14 protein-coding genes are annotated in these 16,009 nt (G+C 65.7%); 3 read left to right on the forward strand and 11 right to left on the reverse strand.

All coding sequences use genetic code 11. The annotated features are described in order from the left end of the window. Window positions 1-16: 16 nt before the first annotated feature. The gene (gene dxr / locus GUV69_RS07695; protein ID WP_164201180.1) at window positions 17-1,201 is read right to left on the reverse strand and encodes a 1-deoxy-D-xylulose-5-phosphate reductoisomerase; all 1,185 of its coding nucleotides are present in this window, start codon (window positions 1,199-1,201) and stop codon (window positions 17-19) included. Between the two features lie 86 nt (window positions 1,202-1,287). On the opposite strand from dxr, the gene GUV69_RS07700 reads away from it, so the two are divergent. Further along, window positions 1,288-2,754 (forward strand): lipase maturation factor family protein, encoded by a 1,467-nt coding sequence (locus GUV69_RS07700; RefSeq protein WP_164201182.1) that lies wholly within the window; start codon window positions 1,288-1,290, stop codon window positions 2,752-2,754. Window positions 2,755-2,787: 33 nt separating this feature from the next. On the opposite strand, the gene GUV69_RS07705 is transcribed toward GUV69_RS07700, so the two are convergent. The 7 genes from GUV69_RS07705 to GUV69_RS07735 are packed head-to-tail and all read right to left on the reverse strand — an operon-like array spanning window position 2,788 to window position 10,730. Further along, complete coding sequence (locus tag GUV69_RS07705) at window positions 2,788-3,627, reverse strand: HpcH/HpaI aldolase/citrate lyase family protein (protein WP_164201184.1); 840 nt, start codon at window positions 3,625-3,627, stop codon at window positions 2,788-2,790. Next, window positions 3,624-4,169 carry a MaoC family dehydratase gene (locus GUV69_RS07710; protein ID WP_164201186.1) on the reverse strand — a complete coding sequence of 182 codons (546 nt, stop codon included), beginning with the start codon at window positions 4,167-4,169 and terminating at the stop codon, window positions 3,624-3,626. The genes GUV69_RS07705 and GUV69_RS07710 overlap by 4 nt, the downstream gene beginning before the upstream one ends. Further along, complete coding sequence (locus GUV69_RS07715; protein ID WP_164201187.1) at window positions 4,166-4,933, reverse strand: CoA transferase subunit B; 768 nt, start codon at window positions 4,931-4,933, stop codon at window positions 4,166-4,168. The genes GUV69_RS07710 and GUV69_RS07715 overlap by 4 nt, the downstream gene beginning before the upstream one ends. Window positions 4,934-4,935: 2 nt before the next feature. Further along, complete coding sequence (locus GUV69_RS07720; RefSeq protein ID WP_164201189.1) at window positions 4,936-5,736, reverse strand: CoA transferase subunit A; 801 nt, start codon at window positions 5,734-5,736, stop codon at window positions 4,936-4,938. A gap of 35 nt (window positions 5,737-5,771) precedes the next feature. After that, complete coding sequence (locus GUV69_RS07725; RefSeq protein WP_164201191.1) at window positions 5,772-6,935, reverse strand: acyl-CoA dehydrogenase family protein; 1,164 nt, start codon at window positions 6,933-6,935, stop codon at window positions 5,772-5,774. Between the two features lie 2 nt (window positions 6,936-6,937). Beyond that, window positions 6,938-9,115 (reverse strand): ATP-binding protein, encoded by a 2,178-nt coding sequence (locus GUV69_RS07730; RefSeq protein ID WP_164201193.1) that lies wholly within the window; start codon window positions 9,113-9,115, stop codon window positions 6,938-6,940. A gap of 7 nt (window positions 9,116-9,122) precedes the next feature. Next, window positions 9,123-10,730: a carboxyl transferase domain-containing protein gene (locus GUV69_RS07735; RefSeq protein WP_164201195.1), complete on the reverse strand. Its 1,608-nt coding sequence runs from the start codon at window positions 10,728-10,730 to the stop codon at window positions 9,123-9,125. 289 nt (window positions 10,731-11,019) lie between these two features. On the opposite strand from GUV69_RS07735, the gene GUV69_RS07740 reads away from it, so the two are divergent. Continuing rightward, window positions 11,020-11,592 carry an SACE_7040 family transcriptional regulator gene (locus tag GUV69_RS07740; protein WP_244292845.1) on the forward strand — a complete coding sequence of 191 codons (573 nt, stop codon included), beginning with the start codon at window positions 11,020-11,022 and terminating at the stop codon, window positions 11,590-11,592. Between the two features lie 31 nt (window positions 11,593-11,623). Here GUV69_RS07740 and GUV69_RS07745 read toward each other — a convergent pair whose 3' ends face one another. The 3 genes from GUV69_RS07745 to pdhA are packed head-to-tail and all read right to left on the reverse strand — an operon-like array spanning window position 11,624 to window position 15,200. Continuing rightward, window positions 11,624-13,003: a dihydrolipoamide acetyltransferase family protein gene (locus GUV69_RS07745; RefSeq protein WP_164201197.1), complete on the reverse strand. Its 1,380-nt coding sequence runs from the start codon at window positions 13,001-13,003 to the stop codon at window positions 11,624-11,626. 8 nt (window positions 13,004-13,011) lie between these two features. Further along, a complete protein-coding gene (locus tag GUV69_RS07750) occupies window positions 13,012-14,022 on the reverse strand; it encodes an alpha-ketoacid dehydrogenase subunit beta (protein ID WP_164201199.1) in 1,011 nt (336 codons plus the stop codon). After that, window positions 14,022-15,200 (reverse strand): pyruvate dehydrogenase (acetyl-transferring) E1 component subunit alpha, encoded by a 1,179-nt coding sequence (pdhA, locus tag GUV69_RS07755; RefSeq protein ID WP_164201201.1) that lies wholly within the window; start codon window positions 15,198-15,200, stop codon window positions 14,022-14,024. Before pdhA ends, GUV69_RS07750 begins: the two co-directional genes overlap by 1 nt. A gap of 195 nt (window positions 15,201-15,395) precedes the next feature. On the opposite strand from pdhA, the gene GUV69_RS07760 reads away from it, so the two are divergent. After that, entirely contained in the window at window positions 15,396-15,890 is a 495-nt protein-coding gene (locus GUV69_RS07760) for an Lrp/AsnC family transcriptional regulator (RefSeq protein ID WP_164201203.1), read from the forward strand. The last annotated feature ends 119 nt before the right edge of the window (window positions 15,891-16,009 follow it).

Raw genomic sequence — 16,009 nt, forward strand, 5'->3', positions numbered from 1 at the left:
GTGGATCTGCTGCTTCCTAGAGACTGCTTACTGCCAAACGTTCGTGGGCGCGTGTTCGTGCCCAGCCTTCAGCATCCAGCACCGACTCAAGGGTCAGCTCCGAGGATCCTGGGTGTTCGCTGAGGACAGCATCGATGGTGTCCACAATGTCGGTGAAGCGGATGCGGCCGGCATGGAACGCCAGGACTGCTTCCTCGTTGGCCGCGTTGAAGACAGCAGGGTAGGTGCTGCCCTGTTTGGCGGCGTCCTTGGCCAGGTCCACGGCCGGGAACGCTGCGCTGTCCAGCGGTTCGAAGGTCCAGCTGGTGGCCCGGGTCCAGTCACACGGGGACGCCGCGTTCGCCACCCTGTCCGGCCAGCCAAGCCCCAGGGCGATGGGCAGCCGCATGTCCGGCGGTGAGGCCTGGGCGATGACGGACCCGTCAATGAACTGGACCATGGAGTGGACCACCGACTGCGGGTGCACCACAACATCGATCCGGTCCAGCGGCACGTCAAACAGCAGGTGGGCTTCGATCAGCTCAAGGCCCTTGTTGACCAGGGTTGCCGAATTGGTGGTGACCATCAGGCCCATGTCCCAGGTGGGGTGTGCCAGGGCCTCCTGCGGCGAAACATCGTGCAGCTGCTCCCGGGTCCGTCCGCGGAACGGCCCGCCGGACGCCGTCAGGATGAGCTTCTCCACCTCGGCCGCCGAGCCGGAGCGCAGGCATTGCGCGATGGCCGAATGTTCGGAGTCCACCGGGACGATCTGGCCTTCGCGGGCTGCGGCCTTGACCAGCGCGCCACCCACAATCAGCGATTCCTTGTTGGCCAGTGCCAACGTGGCACCGGACTTCAGCGCAGCGAGCGTGGGGGCGAGGCCGATGGAACCGGTGATGCCGTTGAGCACCACGTCCGCGTCCACGGCTGCGATTCGCGCCGAGGCATCCGGGCCGTGGATGATCTCCGGACGGTAGCCCTGCTTGCCGGCACGGCGTGCGGCTTCGGCGATCAGCTCCTGCAGGCGCCGGGGATCACCGGAGGCGATGCCGACGGCGGCAGCGCCGGTGTGGACCGCCTGGCGGGCAAGGAGTTCAAGGTTCCCGCCGCCTGCACTGAGTGCCACCACCTCGAACAGGTGCGGGGCGCCGTCGACGACGTCAATCGCCTGGGTGCCGATGGAACCGGTGGATCCGAGGAGGACGATTCTGCGAGGCTGCATGGATCAAGTATCCCGCACTCCGGGGCCCGTCCGGATCTGCCGTCCGGCCCTAGGAGCCGGGAACGGCCAGGCGTAACGTGGATTGCGTGGACTGGGTTTCCTGGTTCGATGCGCCGGACTACGAATTCGCGCGGCAAGTGCTGCAGCGCGGCATTGCAGTGCTGTACTTCGTGGCGTTTCTGTCCTCCCTCAACCAGTTCCCGGCATTGCTTGGCGAACACGGGCTCCTTCCCGTTCCGCGATATCTGGAGGGGTTCAGCGTCCGGCGCCGGCCCACGCTCTTCCGCTGGCGCTACTCGGACCGGCTGCTGCGATGGGTCTGCGCGGCGGGTCTGGTTATTTCCGCGCTGCTAATGGCCGGCCTCCCCCAGCTCGGCCCGCCCTGGGTTCCGATGCTCGCTTTCCTTGCCCTGTGGCTGCTCTACATGTCGATCGTCAACGTGGGCCAGACCTTTTACGGCTTCGGGTGGGAAATGCTGATCCTCGAAGCCGGTTTCACCGTCGCATTCCTCGGCTCAGACCAGACAGAGCCGCCCCGAACCATCCTGATCCTGGTGGCCTGGCTGGTGTTCCGCCTGGAGTTCGGCGCCGGCATGATCAAGATCCGCGGCGGCCGGGAATGGCGTGACCTGACAGCGCTGTACTACCACCACGAGACGCAGCCAATGCCCGGTCCTTTGAGCCGGCAGGCGCACCTGCTGCCCAAACCCTTCCACCGGCTCGAGGTGCTCGGGAACCACTTCGCGCAGCTGATCGTGCCGTTTTTCCTCTTCGCCCCGCAGCCCCTGGCCAGCATTGCCGCCGGAATTATCATCTTCACGCAGCTGTGGCTGGTGGCCAGCGGCAACTTTGCGTGGCTGAACTGGATCGCCATTGTGCTGGCTTTCGCCGCCGTCAGCGACCCCGTTGCCCATGCTGTGTTCCCGTTCATGCCCCTGGACTGGCACCCTGATGCGGGCACGCGCGGGAACCCGCCATATTGGCTTGCCCTCACCCTCGCCGCCACGATCCTGCTGGTGGTGCTGAGCTACTGGCCGCTGCGCAACCTCATCTCCAAGGGTCAGCTGATGAATGCCAGCTTCAACCGCTGGCAGCTCGTCAACACCTACGGCGCGTTCGGCACAGTGACCAGGCAGCGCATCGAGATTGTGGTTGAAGGCACTCTCGACGCGGACCCGGATGATGCGGCGGCCTGGCGCGAGTACGGGTTCAAGGGCAAGCCCGGGGACGTGCGCAGGCTGCCGCGGCAGTGGGCGCCTTACCACCTGCGGCTGGACTGGCTGATGTGGTTCCTGCCTTTGCGGACGGTGCACGAGGAGTGGTTTTACGCCTTCCTCGGCAAGCTCCTGGAGGCCGATCCGCGGACCCTGCGGCTTCTTCGCGAGGACCCGTTCGACGGCGAACCGCCACGTTGGGTGCGCGTCAACAGTTACCTGTACCGTTTCGCCACCCGGAGCGAGTTTCGGGAATCCCGGGAGCGGTGGGTCAGGACCTTGCTGTATGAGGCCATCCCGCCGGTCTCACTCCGCGGTTCCCGCGGGCGGCGGCGGTGATCACGCGGGATGTTGGTGATCACCCGGGATGTTTCAGGCGTGCGTGCCGGCCCTGCGGAGCGTGGCTTCGGCGTGCTTGAGGATAGGCCCGTCGATCATCTTGCCGTTGAACTGGAAAACGCCCGACCCTGCCGCCGCGGCGGCCCGCAACAGTTCCTGGGCAGCGGTGACGTCCACCTCGGACGGCGCATAGGCGCCGCGGACAACGTTCGACTGGCTGGGGTGGATGCAGGCCTTGGAACTGAAACCTGACGCAACAGCGTCCGCGGCCTCCGCAGCGAGCCCGGCAAGGTCCGGGATGTTGACGTAGACGGCATCCACGGCTTCCTTGCCAAACGCCCGGGCGGCGATGAGAACCGCGGAACGGGCGTGCAGCGCCACGGCGCGGTAGCCGCCGTCGTCCCTCCTGCTGGAGGTGCCGCCCAGGGAGGCGAGCAGGTCCTCGGCGCCCCACATCAGGGCCACCACGTTCGGGGCAGCCGCGATGGCGGGTGCGTTGAGGATTCCGGCGGCGGTCTCGCACAGGGCAATGACGTGGTAATCCTTGAGTGCTTCCAGCTGCCCCGCGTTCTCCGCCTTGGCCAGCATCACCGTGCGGTACGGCGTATGGGCCAGGCAATGCAGGTCCTTCTCGAATTCGTCCGTGCCCGCCGGATTGAGGCGGACGATGGTCCGGCTGGGATCGAGTTCGGGGCCGACGCCCGCAGCACCGAGCTGGGCGAGGATCGCGCCGCGGGCCCGCTGTTTGTCCGCGGGAGCCACGGCGTCCTCCAGGTCCAGGATGACGGCGTCGGCGCGTTCGGCTGCCTTCTGGAAGCGTTCGGGACGGTCGGCGGGGCAGAACAGAAGGGCGGGACCCATCACAAATGTCATACGGACATTGTCCCCTTTTCGCTGCCCTCTTCGCTCCCCTTTTCCGGTTCCGCGGGACGCCCGGCGTGGGCGTCCCGCGTCCACATCAGGCAGCTCCGCGTGGCCAGGGCCACCACGGTGCCGTCCTGGTTCCTGCCGGTATGCTGCATTGTCACGATTCCCTGGCCCGGCCGTGATTCCGAGAGCCGCTTCCGGGTGATCACGGTCTCGGTGTAGAGCGTGTCGCCGTGGTACAGCGGATGGGGAAAGGAAACGTCCGTCAGGCCCAGCTGGGCGATGATGGTGCCCTGGGTCAGCTGCGATACTGACTGCCCCACCACAGTGGACAGCGTGAACATGGAGTTGACCAGGCGCTGGCCAAAGGGCTGCCCAGCGCTCCAGGCGGCGTCCAGATGCAGGGCCTGGGTGTTCATGGTCAGCGTGGTGAAGAGGACGTTGTCCGCCTCTGTCACGGTGCGTCCGGGCCGGTGCGCGTAGACAACGTCCTCGTCCAGCTCGTCGAAGTAGAGGCCGCGCTGTTCAATGACGCGCCGGCCTGTCATACAGTGAGCTCCTGGTCCTCTTCGAAGAGCTCCGCCCCTGTGGCCGCAACGACCTCCTCGACGGACACGTTGGGTGCGAGTTCGCGGAGCACCAGCCGGGACTGCCCGCCTTCGGTGACAACATCGATCACGGCGAGGTCGGTGATGATCCGGTCCACGCAGCCTTTCCCCGTCAGCGGCAAGGTGCACTGCTCCACGATCTTCGGGCGGCCGTTCCGGTCAACGTGCTCCATCATCACGATCACCTTTTTGGCCCCAAAAACCAGGTCCATGGCGCCGCCCATGCCTTTGACCATCTTGCCGGGGATCATCCAGTTGGCCAGGTCACCGTTCCGGGCCACTTCCATGGCACCCAGAACTGCCACATCCACGTGCCCGCCACGGATCATGCCGAACGACGCGGCCGAATCGAAGAAGGCCGCCCCCTTGTTGACTGTGACGGTTTCCTTGCCGGCATTGATCAGGTCCGGATCCACGGCATCCTCGGCCGGGTAGGGCCCGACGCCGAGGATCCCGTTTTCCGAGTGCAGGACCACTTCCACACCGGCGGGAATGTAATTGGGAATCAGCGTCGGCATGCCGATGCCCAGGTTGACATATTGCCCGTTGCTGAGCTCCCGCGCCACGCGTGCAGCCAGCTCGTTGCGGGTCCAGCCCTTTGTGTCCGGGTTGATGCCCTCCGGGTGCCCGGCGGTGGAACGGCGGTATTCGGGCCGGACTGCTTCAGGGCGGGGAGGCGCTCCCTGCGTGCTGTTCGACTCCATGGCTACGCTCCTGCCTGTGATGTGTCTGTGGCCTGCCCAGGTGCTGATGCCGGCGGGAAGGCCACGGTCCGCTTTTCAATCCGCTTCTCGCCGTCGGGCACCACCACCACCCTCTGCACGAAGATGCCGGGTACATGGACGTGCTCCGGATCGAGTTCGCCCGGTTCCACAAGCTGCTCCACCTCGGCGATGGTGATCCTGCCGGCCATGGCACAGAGGGGGTTGAAGTTCATGGCGGTGGCGTGAAACACGAGGTTTCCGTGGCGGTCGCCCTTCCACGCGTGCACCAGTCCGTAGTCCGGCGTCAGTGACTCCTCAAGGACGTAGTCAACCCCGTTGAACGTCCGCACCTCCTTGGGTGCGGAGGCGATCGCAACCCCGCCGTCGGCGTCGTACTTCTGGGGAAGCCCGCCCTCGGACACCTGGGTGCCCACGCCCGCCTTGGTGTAAAAGGCGGGGATGCCGGCGCCGCCGGCGCGGAGTTTCTCGGCGAGGGTGCCCTGCGGGGTCAGCACAACTTCCAGCTCACCGGCCAGGTACTGGCGGGCGAACTCCTTGTTCTCGCCGACGTAGGAGCTGACGGTGCGCCGGATCCGGCCGTCGCGGAGGAGGACGCCCAGACCCCAGTCGTCCACGCCGCAGTTGTTGCTTACGGTCTCCAGGTTCCGGGTGCCGTGCCTGTGCAGGGCGTCAATCAGGGCCACGGGGATCCCGCACAGGCCAAACCCTCCCACCGCGAGCGACGCACCGTCCGGGATGTCCGCTATGGCTTCCTCGGCGCTGGCAACAACCTTGTTAATCATCAGTGATCCTCTCCGGCCGGCTTCAGTCCCTGTTACTACAGTCCGAGTTCGCGGGCGATCAGCATCAGCTGGACCTCCGTGGTGCCCTCCCCCACTTCAAGGATCTTGGAGTCGCGGTAGTGGCGTGCCACGGTGAATTCATTGATGAAGCCATAGCCGCCGAACACCTGGGTGGCATCCCGCGCGTTGTCCATGGCTGCCTCGCCTGCGACCATCTTAGCGATGGCCGCCTGCGTCTTGAACGGCTTGCCGGCGAGCATTCTCGAGGCGGCATCGTAGTACGCCAGGCGGGCGGTGTGGGCCCTGGCCTGCATGCGGGCGATCTTGAACGCGACGGCCTGGTGCTTGCCGATGTTTTGACCAAAGGCACTGCGTTCCTTGGCGTATTTCACCGACAGGTCCACGCAGCCCTGCGCGGCTCCCGTGGCCAGCGCGGCGATGGCGATGCGGCCTTCATCCAGGATGGAGAGGAAGTTGGCATAGCCCCTGCCTTCTTCCCCGAGCAGGTTTTCCTCCGGCACCCGGACGTCCGTCAACGTGAGCGGATGCGTGTCCGAGGCGTTCCAGCCCACCTTGTTGTAGGCCTTCTCCGCTTTGAACCCCGGCGTGTCGGTGGGCACCAGGATGGTGGAGATCTCCTTCTTGACGCTGCCGTCCCCGCGCTCCGTCTGGCCCGTGACCGCTGTGACCGTCACCAGGCGGGTGATGTCGGTCCCGGAGTTGGTGATGAACTCCTTGTGGCCGTTGATCACCCACTGTCCGCCGACGCGTTTGGCGTGGGTTTTAGTGCCGCCGGCGTCGGACCCGGCTTCCGGTTCGGTGAGGCCGAAGCCTGCGAGCGCCTCACCCGAGGCGAGCACCGGAAGCCACTCCTCCTTCTGGGCTTCTGTACCGAACCGGTAGACGGGCATGGCGCCCAGGGAGACGCCCGCTTCGAGCGTGATGGCCACGGACTGGTCCACCCGCCCCAGCTGCTCAAGGGCGAGCGCCAGGGCGAAGTAGTCCCCGCCCATCCCGCCGTACTCCTCCGGGAACGGCAGCCCGAAGAGACCCATGTCCGCCATCTGCTTCACGATTTCGTAAGGAAAGCTGTGTTCCTCATCGTGCTTGGCGGACACCGGGGCCACCACGTTGTCCGCAAAGTCGCGGACCGTGTCGCTGAGGTCCTGGTATTCCTCGCTGAGTTCGAAATCCGGCATTGCTAGGCTCCCTCGGGTGTTTCATGGCTTGAATGGTGGATGGTGGCCAGGACCTGGTCGGCTTTTACCAGGTCCCCGGCCTTGACGCTGATATGCACCGTGCCGGCCACTTCGGCCACCAGCTGGTGTTCCATCTTCATGGCTTCCACGGACAGGAGGACCTGGCCTGCCTCCACGGTGTCGCCGTCGCTGACGGCAACGGACACAACCGTGCCGGGCATGGGCGAACGCACCTCGGGGTCGGCGGCGCCCTCCTCGCGCTGGATGGCGGCGAGCACGCGGGCGAGCCGCGACTCCCTCGTCAGTACTTCAAGCCGGCATGCCCAGCCGCCGTTGCCCAGGAACAGTTCCTGACCGCCACCGGCGCCGTCGTTGCCCGCGTGCCGGCTGGCTGGACCCGGACTACCGGAACCCCGGGTTACCGGGGCCAGCGCATACTCCGTTGCCTCGCCGTCGAGAGTCACCTCCACGTGTCCATGCCTGGAAAAGCGAAGGGACGCCGTACGCCGGATCCCCGTCCCGACCCGGGCCGTGACAGTGCCGCCGGCCACGCGGCCTGTGACGCTGACTGTTGCGGTGCCGCCGTCGGGCGTTCCCAGGCTGACCCGCTGCGGCGCCGGCGCTCCGATCCGCCAGCCGTTCCGGACCCCCCAGGGCCCGGACGGGACGGGTGTGCCTTCATGCTCCCTGTTCATCAGGACGTAAAGGGCTGCAACGACCAATTCTGCGTCGCCCACCTGCCGGAAGGAGAAGGCCGGCATCCTGCGCTCGATCAGGCCGGTGTCAAGGTGCCCTGCACGGACATCGTCGTCGTTGATCAGCAGCCGTAGGTACTCCACGTTCGTGTCGACGCCAAGCGCGGTGTAGCCGGCGAGCGCTTCATCCAACGTGTCCAGGGCGGCGGTGCGGTCCGGGCCCCACGCAATGACCTTGGAAATCATCGGATCGTAGCTTGATGAGATTGTCAGACCCTCAAGGAGGGCCGAGTCCACCCGGATCCTGCCGGTGGAGTGGCGGGGCAGTTCGTCCAGCAGGAACACCGTCCCGCCTGAGGGCATGAAGTTCCGTTCCGGGATTTCCGCATAGACGCGCGCTTCGACGGCGTGCCCGTTAAGTTCGACGTCTTCCTGGCGGACGGTCAGTTCCTCACCGGCGGCAATCCGCACCTGCCATTCGACCAGGTCAACACCGGTGACCATCTCGGTGACCGGATGCTCCACCTGGAGGCGGGTGTTCATCTCCATAAAAAAGAACTCATCCGGAGCATCGTCGGAGACCAGGAATTCGACCGTGCCGGCACCGCTGTAGTGGACGCTCCGGGCTGCCTGGCACGCGGCCTCACCGATGCGGGCACGGGTGGCCCCGTCGTCGTTCAATGAATCCAGCAGCGGCGACGGCGCCTCTTCGATGACTTTCTGGTGGCGCCGCTGCAGTGAGCACTCGCGCTCCCCCAGATGGATCACGTTGCCGTGGTTGTCCGCCAGGACCTGGACCTCGATATGCCGCGGCGTGCGGACCAGCCGTTCAAGGAACAGCGTGTCATCCCCGAAGGCGCCGGCTGCCACGCGCCGGGCGGTGCCCAACGTTGCTTCCAGCTCCCCGGGGCGTTCCACGATGTGCATGCCCTTGCCTCCCCCGCCCGCGGAGGGCTTGATCAGCAGCGGGAAGCCGACGGCGGCCGCGGCCTTCATCAGCTGCGCGTCGGTCATGCCCGGCTTGGCTATCCCCGGAACCACGGGAACGCCGTAGCCCGCCACATGGTTCTTGGACCGGATCTTGTCGCCCATGATGTTCAGAGATTCGACACCGGGGCCGATGAACGTGATACCGGCTGTCTCCAAAGCCCGGGCGAAGTCGACGTTTTCGCTGAGGAAGCCGTAACCGGGGTGGACGGCTTCTGCTCCGGTATCGCGGCAGGCCTGGATGATGGCTTCGATGTTCAGGTAGCTCTCCGCCGCGGAGGCGGGGCCGATCCGCACGGCAGCGTCGGCTTCGCGCACGTGCCGGGCACCGGCGTCGGCATCGCTGTAGACGGCCACGGACCGGATGCCCAGGGCGCGCAGGGTCCTGATGACGCGGCAGGCGATTTCCCCGCGGTTGGCCACAAGGACCGTCCCGAAAAGGGTGGTCCCGGGCGCCGGGGTGCCTGTGGCCAGGGGGGAGGTCGGCGAAGTAGGCATTACTGGCTCACATCCGGAAAAGGCCGAAGGAGGTTTCCGGCAGCGAGGTGCGGGAGACGACGTCGAGCGCCAGTCCCAGGACGGTGCGGGTGTCCGCGGGATCGATGATGCCGTCGTCCCAGAGGCGGGCGGTGGAGTAGTACGGGCTGCCCTGGTCTTCATACTGTTGTTTGATGGGGGCCTTGAACGCCTCTTCGTCGTCGGCGGGCCATTCCTGGCCGGCGGCTTCGTACTGGTCGCGTTTGACGGTGGCCAGCACGCTGGAGGCCTGGTTGCCGCCCATCACCGAGATGCGGGACGCGGGCCACATCCACAGGAACCGCGGCGAGTAGGCCCGCCCGCACATGGAGTAGTTGCCCGCCCCGAAAGAGCCGCCGATGACAACTGTCAGCTTAGGGACGCGGGCTGTGGCCACCGCGGTGACCATCTTGGCGCCGTTCTTGGCGATGCCGCCCTGTTCGGAATCCTTGCCCACCATAAAGCCGGAAATGTTCTGCAGGAAGACCAGCGGGATACCGCGCTGATCGCAGAGTTCGATGAAGTGCGCGCCCTTGAGTGAGGACTCGCTGAACAGCACGCCGTTATTGGCGACAATCCCCACCGGGTGGCCATGCAGTCTGGCAAAGCCGGTGACCAGCGTGGTGCCGTACTCCTTCTTGAACTCATGGAATCTGCTGCCGTCCACCAGCCGGGCAATGACCTCGCGGACGTCATACTGCGCGTTGACGTCCGTGGGCACGGCTCCATAAAGCTCACCGGGTTCCGCTGCCGGTGCGACGGCGTCTTCCACCTCCCATACGGGGGCTGAAGGCCTGGGAAGCGTGGCGACAATGTCGCGGATGATCTGCAGGGCGTGTTCGTCGTTCTCGGCCAGATGGTCGGTGACACCGGAAATCCTTGAGTGGACGTCACCGCCCCCGAGTTCCTCAGCCGTGACAATCTCACCGATGGCTGCCTTCACCAGCGGCGGGCCGCCAAGGAAAATAGTGCCCTGGTTCCGGACAATAACTGTTTCGTCGCTCATCGCCGGGACGTAGGCGCCACCGGCCGTGCAGGAGCCCATCACCGAGGCAATCTGCGGGATCTTCGCCGCCGACAGCCGGGCCTGGTTGTAGAAGATCCGGCCGAAATGTTCCTTGTCCGGGAACACCTCGTCCTGCTTCGGCAGGAACGCGCCCCCGGAATCCACCAGATAGATGCAGGGCAAGCGGTTCTCCAGCGCGATTTCCTGGGCGCGGAGGTGCTTCTTCACCGTCATCGGGTAATAGGTGCCGCCCTTGACCGTGGCATCATTGGAAATCACCAGGACCTGCCGGCCGTGGACCAGGCCGATGCCTGCGATCACCCCGGCTCCGGGCGACTCATCGTTGTACATGCCGTTGGCAGCCAGCGGAGCAATTTCCAGGAACGGGCTGCCGTCGTCCAGCAGCTGGTCGATGCGTTCGCGCGGCAGCAGCTTCCCCCGGGCCACGTGGCGCTCGCGTGACTTCTCCGGCCCTCCGAGGGCGGTCTCGGCAAGCCTGGCTTTCAGTTCCACGGCCAGCGAACGCTGCGCGGCATTGTTGGCCGCAAACACGTCACTGTCAGCCTCAAGCCGGCTGGTGAGGGTCTCCATCGACGCGGTCCGTTCCTAGTGGTTTGAGAGCCGTTGACTGCTTATGTCCGCACGAGCCGGATTCCGACTCGGTTAGTGTCATGTAACTGAGATTTAGGTTAGTCTCTATTAACTGTGATGTCCAACACACGGACGCGTTGTTAGAATTTGCAGGTCCGAGGAGGAAAGCGTGCCCATCACCCGACCTGCGCAGCCATCCCAGCCGCCGCCGTCAGACCGGCCCGCTCCAGGTAGCCAACCTGTTCCCGAACCGTCCGCCCCGGGAACCCAGCGAAGCCAGGCCAAAGAGATCCGGCGCCAGGCACTGCTGTCCGCTGCCGCATCGCTTTTCGCGGTGAACGGGTTTAACCGCGTGTCACTTGAGGACCTGGGGGCGGCGGCAGGCGTCAGCGGCCCGGCCGTGTACCGGCATTTCCCCGGTAAGCAGGCAGTTCTGGGTGATCTGCTGCTGACTGTCAGCCGGGACCTCCTGGCAGGCGGGCAGCGTGTGGTGGCGGAAACCACGGATCCGATCGAGGCCCTCCGCAGGCTGGTGGCGTTCCAGGTGGATTTTGCGCTGAGTAAGCCTGATGTGATCCGGGTCCAGGACAGGGACTTCAGCAATCTCGCCACGCAGGAGCAGGCCGAGGTCAGGGCGCTGCAGCGAAACTACGTGGAGCTCTGGGTCCAGGTGCTGGCCCGCCTGGACCCCGCGATCGACGCTGCGGAACTGCGGATGCGGGCCCACGCCACGTTCGGACTGATCAACTCCACGCCGCATTCAGTCCGGAACCATGGCCGAAGGATCGCGCCGAAAGCCGCCCGCCCCTTGCTGGAGAGCATGGCGCTGGCGGCCCTCACGGCGAAGGTACCGGGAATCTGACAGCCCGGCCATTCCTCACGGCACCTGCCGGCTAGACCATCGTGAGCACCATGCCGGGGTCTGCCAGGATGGCGCCGACGTCGGCCAGGAATCGCGAGCCCTGCTCCCCGTCCACCAGGCGGTGGTCAAAGGACAGGCTCAGGGTCACGACCTGGCGCAGCGCCACCTCGTCCTGGAATTCCCACGGCATCTTGCGGACCGCCCCCACCGCCAGGATGGCGGCCTCGCCCGGGTTCAGGATGGGTGTGCCGGCGTCGATCCCGAAGACCCCGATGTTGGTGATGGAGATGGTGCCGTCAGCCAACTCGGCCGGAGCCGTTTTCCCGGCCCGGGCTGTCTCCGTCAGGTCAGTGAGGGCTTCTGAGAGTTCGAGCAGGGACAGGGTGTCCGCGTCCTTGATGTTGGGAACGGTGAGGCCGCGGGGCGTCGCTGCGGCGATCCCGAGGTTCACGTAGTTGAACTGCACAATTTCCTGGTTGGCCTCGTCCCACCGCGAGTTAAGCGACGGGTTCCGGCGAAGGGCAATCAGCACGGCCTTGGCCACCAGGGTCAGCGGAGTGAGCTTGTGGTCCTGGAACGCCCGGCTTGCTTTTAGTTTCGCCAGGAGGTTCATGGTGGGCGTGAGATCGACCGTGAGGAACTCCGTTGCGTGCGGTGCCGTGAAGGCGCTTGCAACCATCGCCGCGGCCGTGTACTTCCGGACTCCCTTGATGGGCGTCCGGACTTCGCGCTCACCCTGAGCAGCCGTCAGGCCTGCTGGAACGGCGGTTTCTGACACAGCAGACAGATGCCGGGCGGCCGCCGGGACATCACCGCCGTCAACAAAGTTCCGGACGTCCTCCCGGGTGATCAGTCCGTGAGCTCCGGTGCCCGGGACAGCGGCCAGCTCGACGCCCAGGTCCTTGGCCAGCTTCCGCACAGGCGGCGTGGAGCGCGGCCGTTCGAAGGCCTGGGGTTCGGGATGCGTGGTTTCGACAGGCTTGGTTTCCGCAGGCGTGGTTTCGACAGGATTGGTTTCTACAGGCGCAGCAACCGGCGCTGCAAGGGTGCGCTGCCGGCGCACCGGCCGGCCGGAACTTTCGACGACGGCGCCGTACCCCACAAGGTTGGGCTGCCGCTTAGGTGCCTCCCCCTCAGCCGGAGCTGCCACCGTGGGTGACGCGCCGGCGTCGTCCGGTACTTCAAAGGAGACGATCGGTTTGCCCACTTCCACCACGGTGCCGGGCTGCTCGTGCAGTGCGGTGATCACGCCCGCGAACGGCGAAGGCAGCTCCACCACGGCCTTGGCTGTTTCCACCTCGGCGATCACCTGGTTCAGGGTGACAGTGTCCCCCACGCCGACCTTCCAGCTGACGATTTCGGATTCCGTAAGGCCCTCGCCAAGGTCCGGGAGCCTGAATTCCTTGATCATGGTGGCGCTCATCCTTCCAGCCCGCTGAGTGAGTTCGGCCGTCCGAGTGCACGGTCCACGCCGTCGAGGATCCTGTCCAGGCTCGGCAGGTGGTGCATTTCCACCTTGGAGTACGGGTAGGGCACGTCGAACCCGGTGACGCGGACGGGCGCTGCTTCGAGGTGGTAGAAGCACCTCTCGGTAATGCTGGCAGCCACCTCGGCGCCCAGCCCGCCTGACTGGCCGGCTTCGTGGGTGACTACCAGCCGGCCTGTCTTCCGCACGGATGCTTCAACTGTGGCGTAGTCCACCGGTGCCAGCGAGCGCAGGTCGATGACCTCAATGGAGATGCCTTCGTCGGCCGCCGCAGTGGCGGCGTCCCGGGCAGTCCTGACCAGCGGCCCGTACGCCACCAGCGTGACGTCGGTGCCCTCAGCCAGCACACGGGCTGCACCCATCGGCAGCGCGGTGCGGACGTCGATGGTCTCGTCCACGTCACCCTTATCGTGGTAGCGGCGCTTGGGTTCGAAATAGAGGACCGGATCATCGGACAGGATGGCCTGCTGGATCACGGTGTAGGCATCCTGCGGGTTGGAGACCGTGACAACCCGCAAGCCGGACGTGTGGGTGAAGTACGCCTCGGGTGACTCCGAGTGATGCTCGGGTGACCCGATGCCCCCGCCGAACGGCACCCGGATGGTGATGGGCATCTTCACCGCACCCTGGGTGCGGTAGTGCATCTTGGCCACCTGGCTGACGATCTGGTCGAAGGCAGGATAGATAAAGCCGTCGAACTGGATCTCCACCACCGGACGGTAGCCGCGGTACGCAAGACCCACGGCGGTGCCGATAATGGCTGATTCGGCCAGCGGCGTGTCCACCACGCGGTGTGTGCCGAAGTCCTTCTGGAGGCCGTCGGTCACCCGGAACACACCACCGAGGACGCCGATGTCCTCGCCCATCAGGATGACTTTGGGATCATTTTCAAGCGATTTGCGCAGGCCGGAATTTATGGCGCGGGCAAAGGTCATCCGGGTCATCAGCGTGCACCTTCCTGGGAAGTGGCTCCTGCGGGATCACCGAAGGAGGCAAGGTATCGGGCGTAGTGGTCCTGCTGGCGGTCCAGCCACGAGTTCGGGGCGCTGTACACATTCTTGAAGACATCCAGCGGCTCCGGCTCCGGCATAGCAATGCACCCGGCGCGGAGTTCACGTGCTACGGCGTCCGCCTTGTCCTTGACGTGCTGCTGGAACTGCCCGGTGAGGAGGCCCTTGCGGTCCAGGAGGGCTTTGACCCTGTCGATGGGGTCCTTCGCGGCCCAGTCTTCGAGTTCGTTGGCATCGCGGTAGCGGGTGGGATCATCGGCTGTGGTGTGCGGTCCCATGCGGTACGTGACGGCCTCGATGAACGTCGGCCCGCCGCCGTGCCGGGCACGGTCCACGGCCAGCCTCGTCGCGGCCATAACGGCCAGGACGTCGTTTCCGTCCACCCGCAGGCTCGGGATGCCGAAGCCGGCGGCCCTGTCCGCAAGCTGCACGTGCGACTGCAGCCGTACGGGCTCCGAGATAGCCCAGTGGTTGTTGGAGCAGAAGAAGACCAGCGGCACCTGGAAGCTGGCTGCAAACACCATGGCCTCGTTGACGTCGCCTTCGCTCGTGGCACCGTCGCCGAAGTAGGTCACCGCCACGGAGTCGGCGCCGTCGTTCTGTATGCCCATGGCGTAGCCGGTGGCGTGCAGCGTCTGCGCGCCGATGATGATCTGCGGGGTGGCCATGTTGACGGTGTACGGATCCCAGCCGGAGGAGCCGTTTCCGCGCCAGACACGCAAAATGTCGGTCAGGTCCACGCCCCGGCAGTACGCCACGCCGTTTTCGCGGTAGCTGGAGAAGATGAAATCGTCCTGCCGCAAGGATCTGGCCGAACCGACCTGCGCCGCTTCCTGGCCCAGCAATGGCGGCCACAGGCCAAGCTCGCCCTGCCGCTGAAGGGCGGTTGCCTCGACGTCGATGCGCCGGACGGCTGTCAGGTCCTCATAGAGGGAACACAGTTGTTCATCCCCGATGTCTTTCACCCAGGGATCGAATTCCGGATGGCTGATCCGCTCACCCTCCGGGGTGATCAGCTGGATCAGATTCCGGCCGGATGCACCTTGGGTTCCCGCACTGCCGGCGGGGGCACCTGCCCTTGTTCCGCCCTGGCCCGTTTCGTCTGTAGACACGATGGCACGCAACCTTCTCACGTCGTTTGACCGGCGCCTGGGGACTTATGGTCCCGCCGGCAGCCAGCCGCCCGGGCGCCGTTGCCCCGGATAATTGTGACCCTACTCACAATGTTCATAGGGTACAACTACCGCCGCGGATACTGAGCATAATGCCCTGTTTGAAGCCTCGTTCCCGTGCTAATGTTGCGCATTATGCAAGCTTTGGATGGCACTGACACCCGCCTGCTTTCAGCCCTTGCCCGCGACCCCCGCCGGACGGTGGTGGCCCTCGCCCAGAAACTGGGGCTTTCCCGGAACACTGTCCAGGCGCGCATGGCCCAGCTGGAAAAGAAACACGTCTTCCTGTCCTTCGAACGCAGGATCAACCCGGCGTCGCTGGGGTATCCGCTGATGGCTTTCATCTCGGTCCACGTTCAGCAGCAGAAGCTGGGACAGCTGGCCCACGACCTCGCCGGCATTCCGGAAATCCTGGAAGGGTACGGATTGACCGGCTCGGCCGATCTCCTGCTGCGCGTGGTGGCAGTGGACGCGGAGGACCTCTTCAGGATCAACGGAAAGATCCTTGCGTGCGACGGCGTGGACCGGACGGACACCGCCCTGGCCATGGGTGAGCTCATTCCCTTCCGCATCCAGCCCCTCCTGGAACGGGGATCCGGCGACAGCCCGGATCCGGAGCCGGCGCACTGACCTCGGCGGGGAACTGATTCGGCCAGTATTTCCGTGCGGGTCGGACCGGTGCGCGCCCGCCGCAAACTCGGTTATAGGCTGGTCCAAGGTAAACCCACGGGACCGCCCGGCGGCTCCCA

The sequence above is a fragment of the [Micrococcus luteus] ATCC 49442 genome (genome assembly GCF_010367585.1).
Classification (GTDB): domain Bacteria; phylum Actinomycetota; class Actinomycetes; order Actinomycetales; family Micrococcaceae; genus Arthrobacter; species Arthrobacter luteus_A.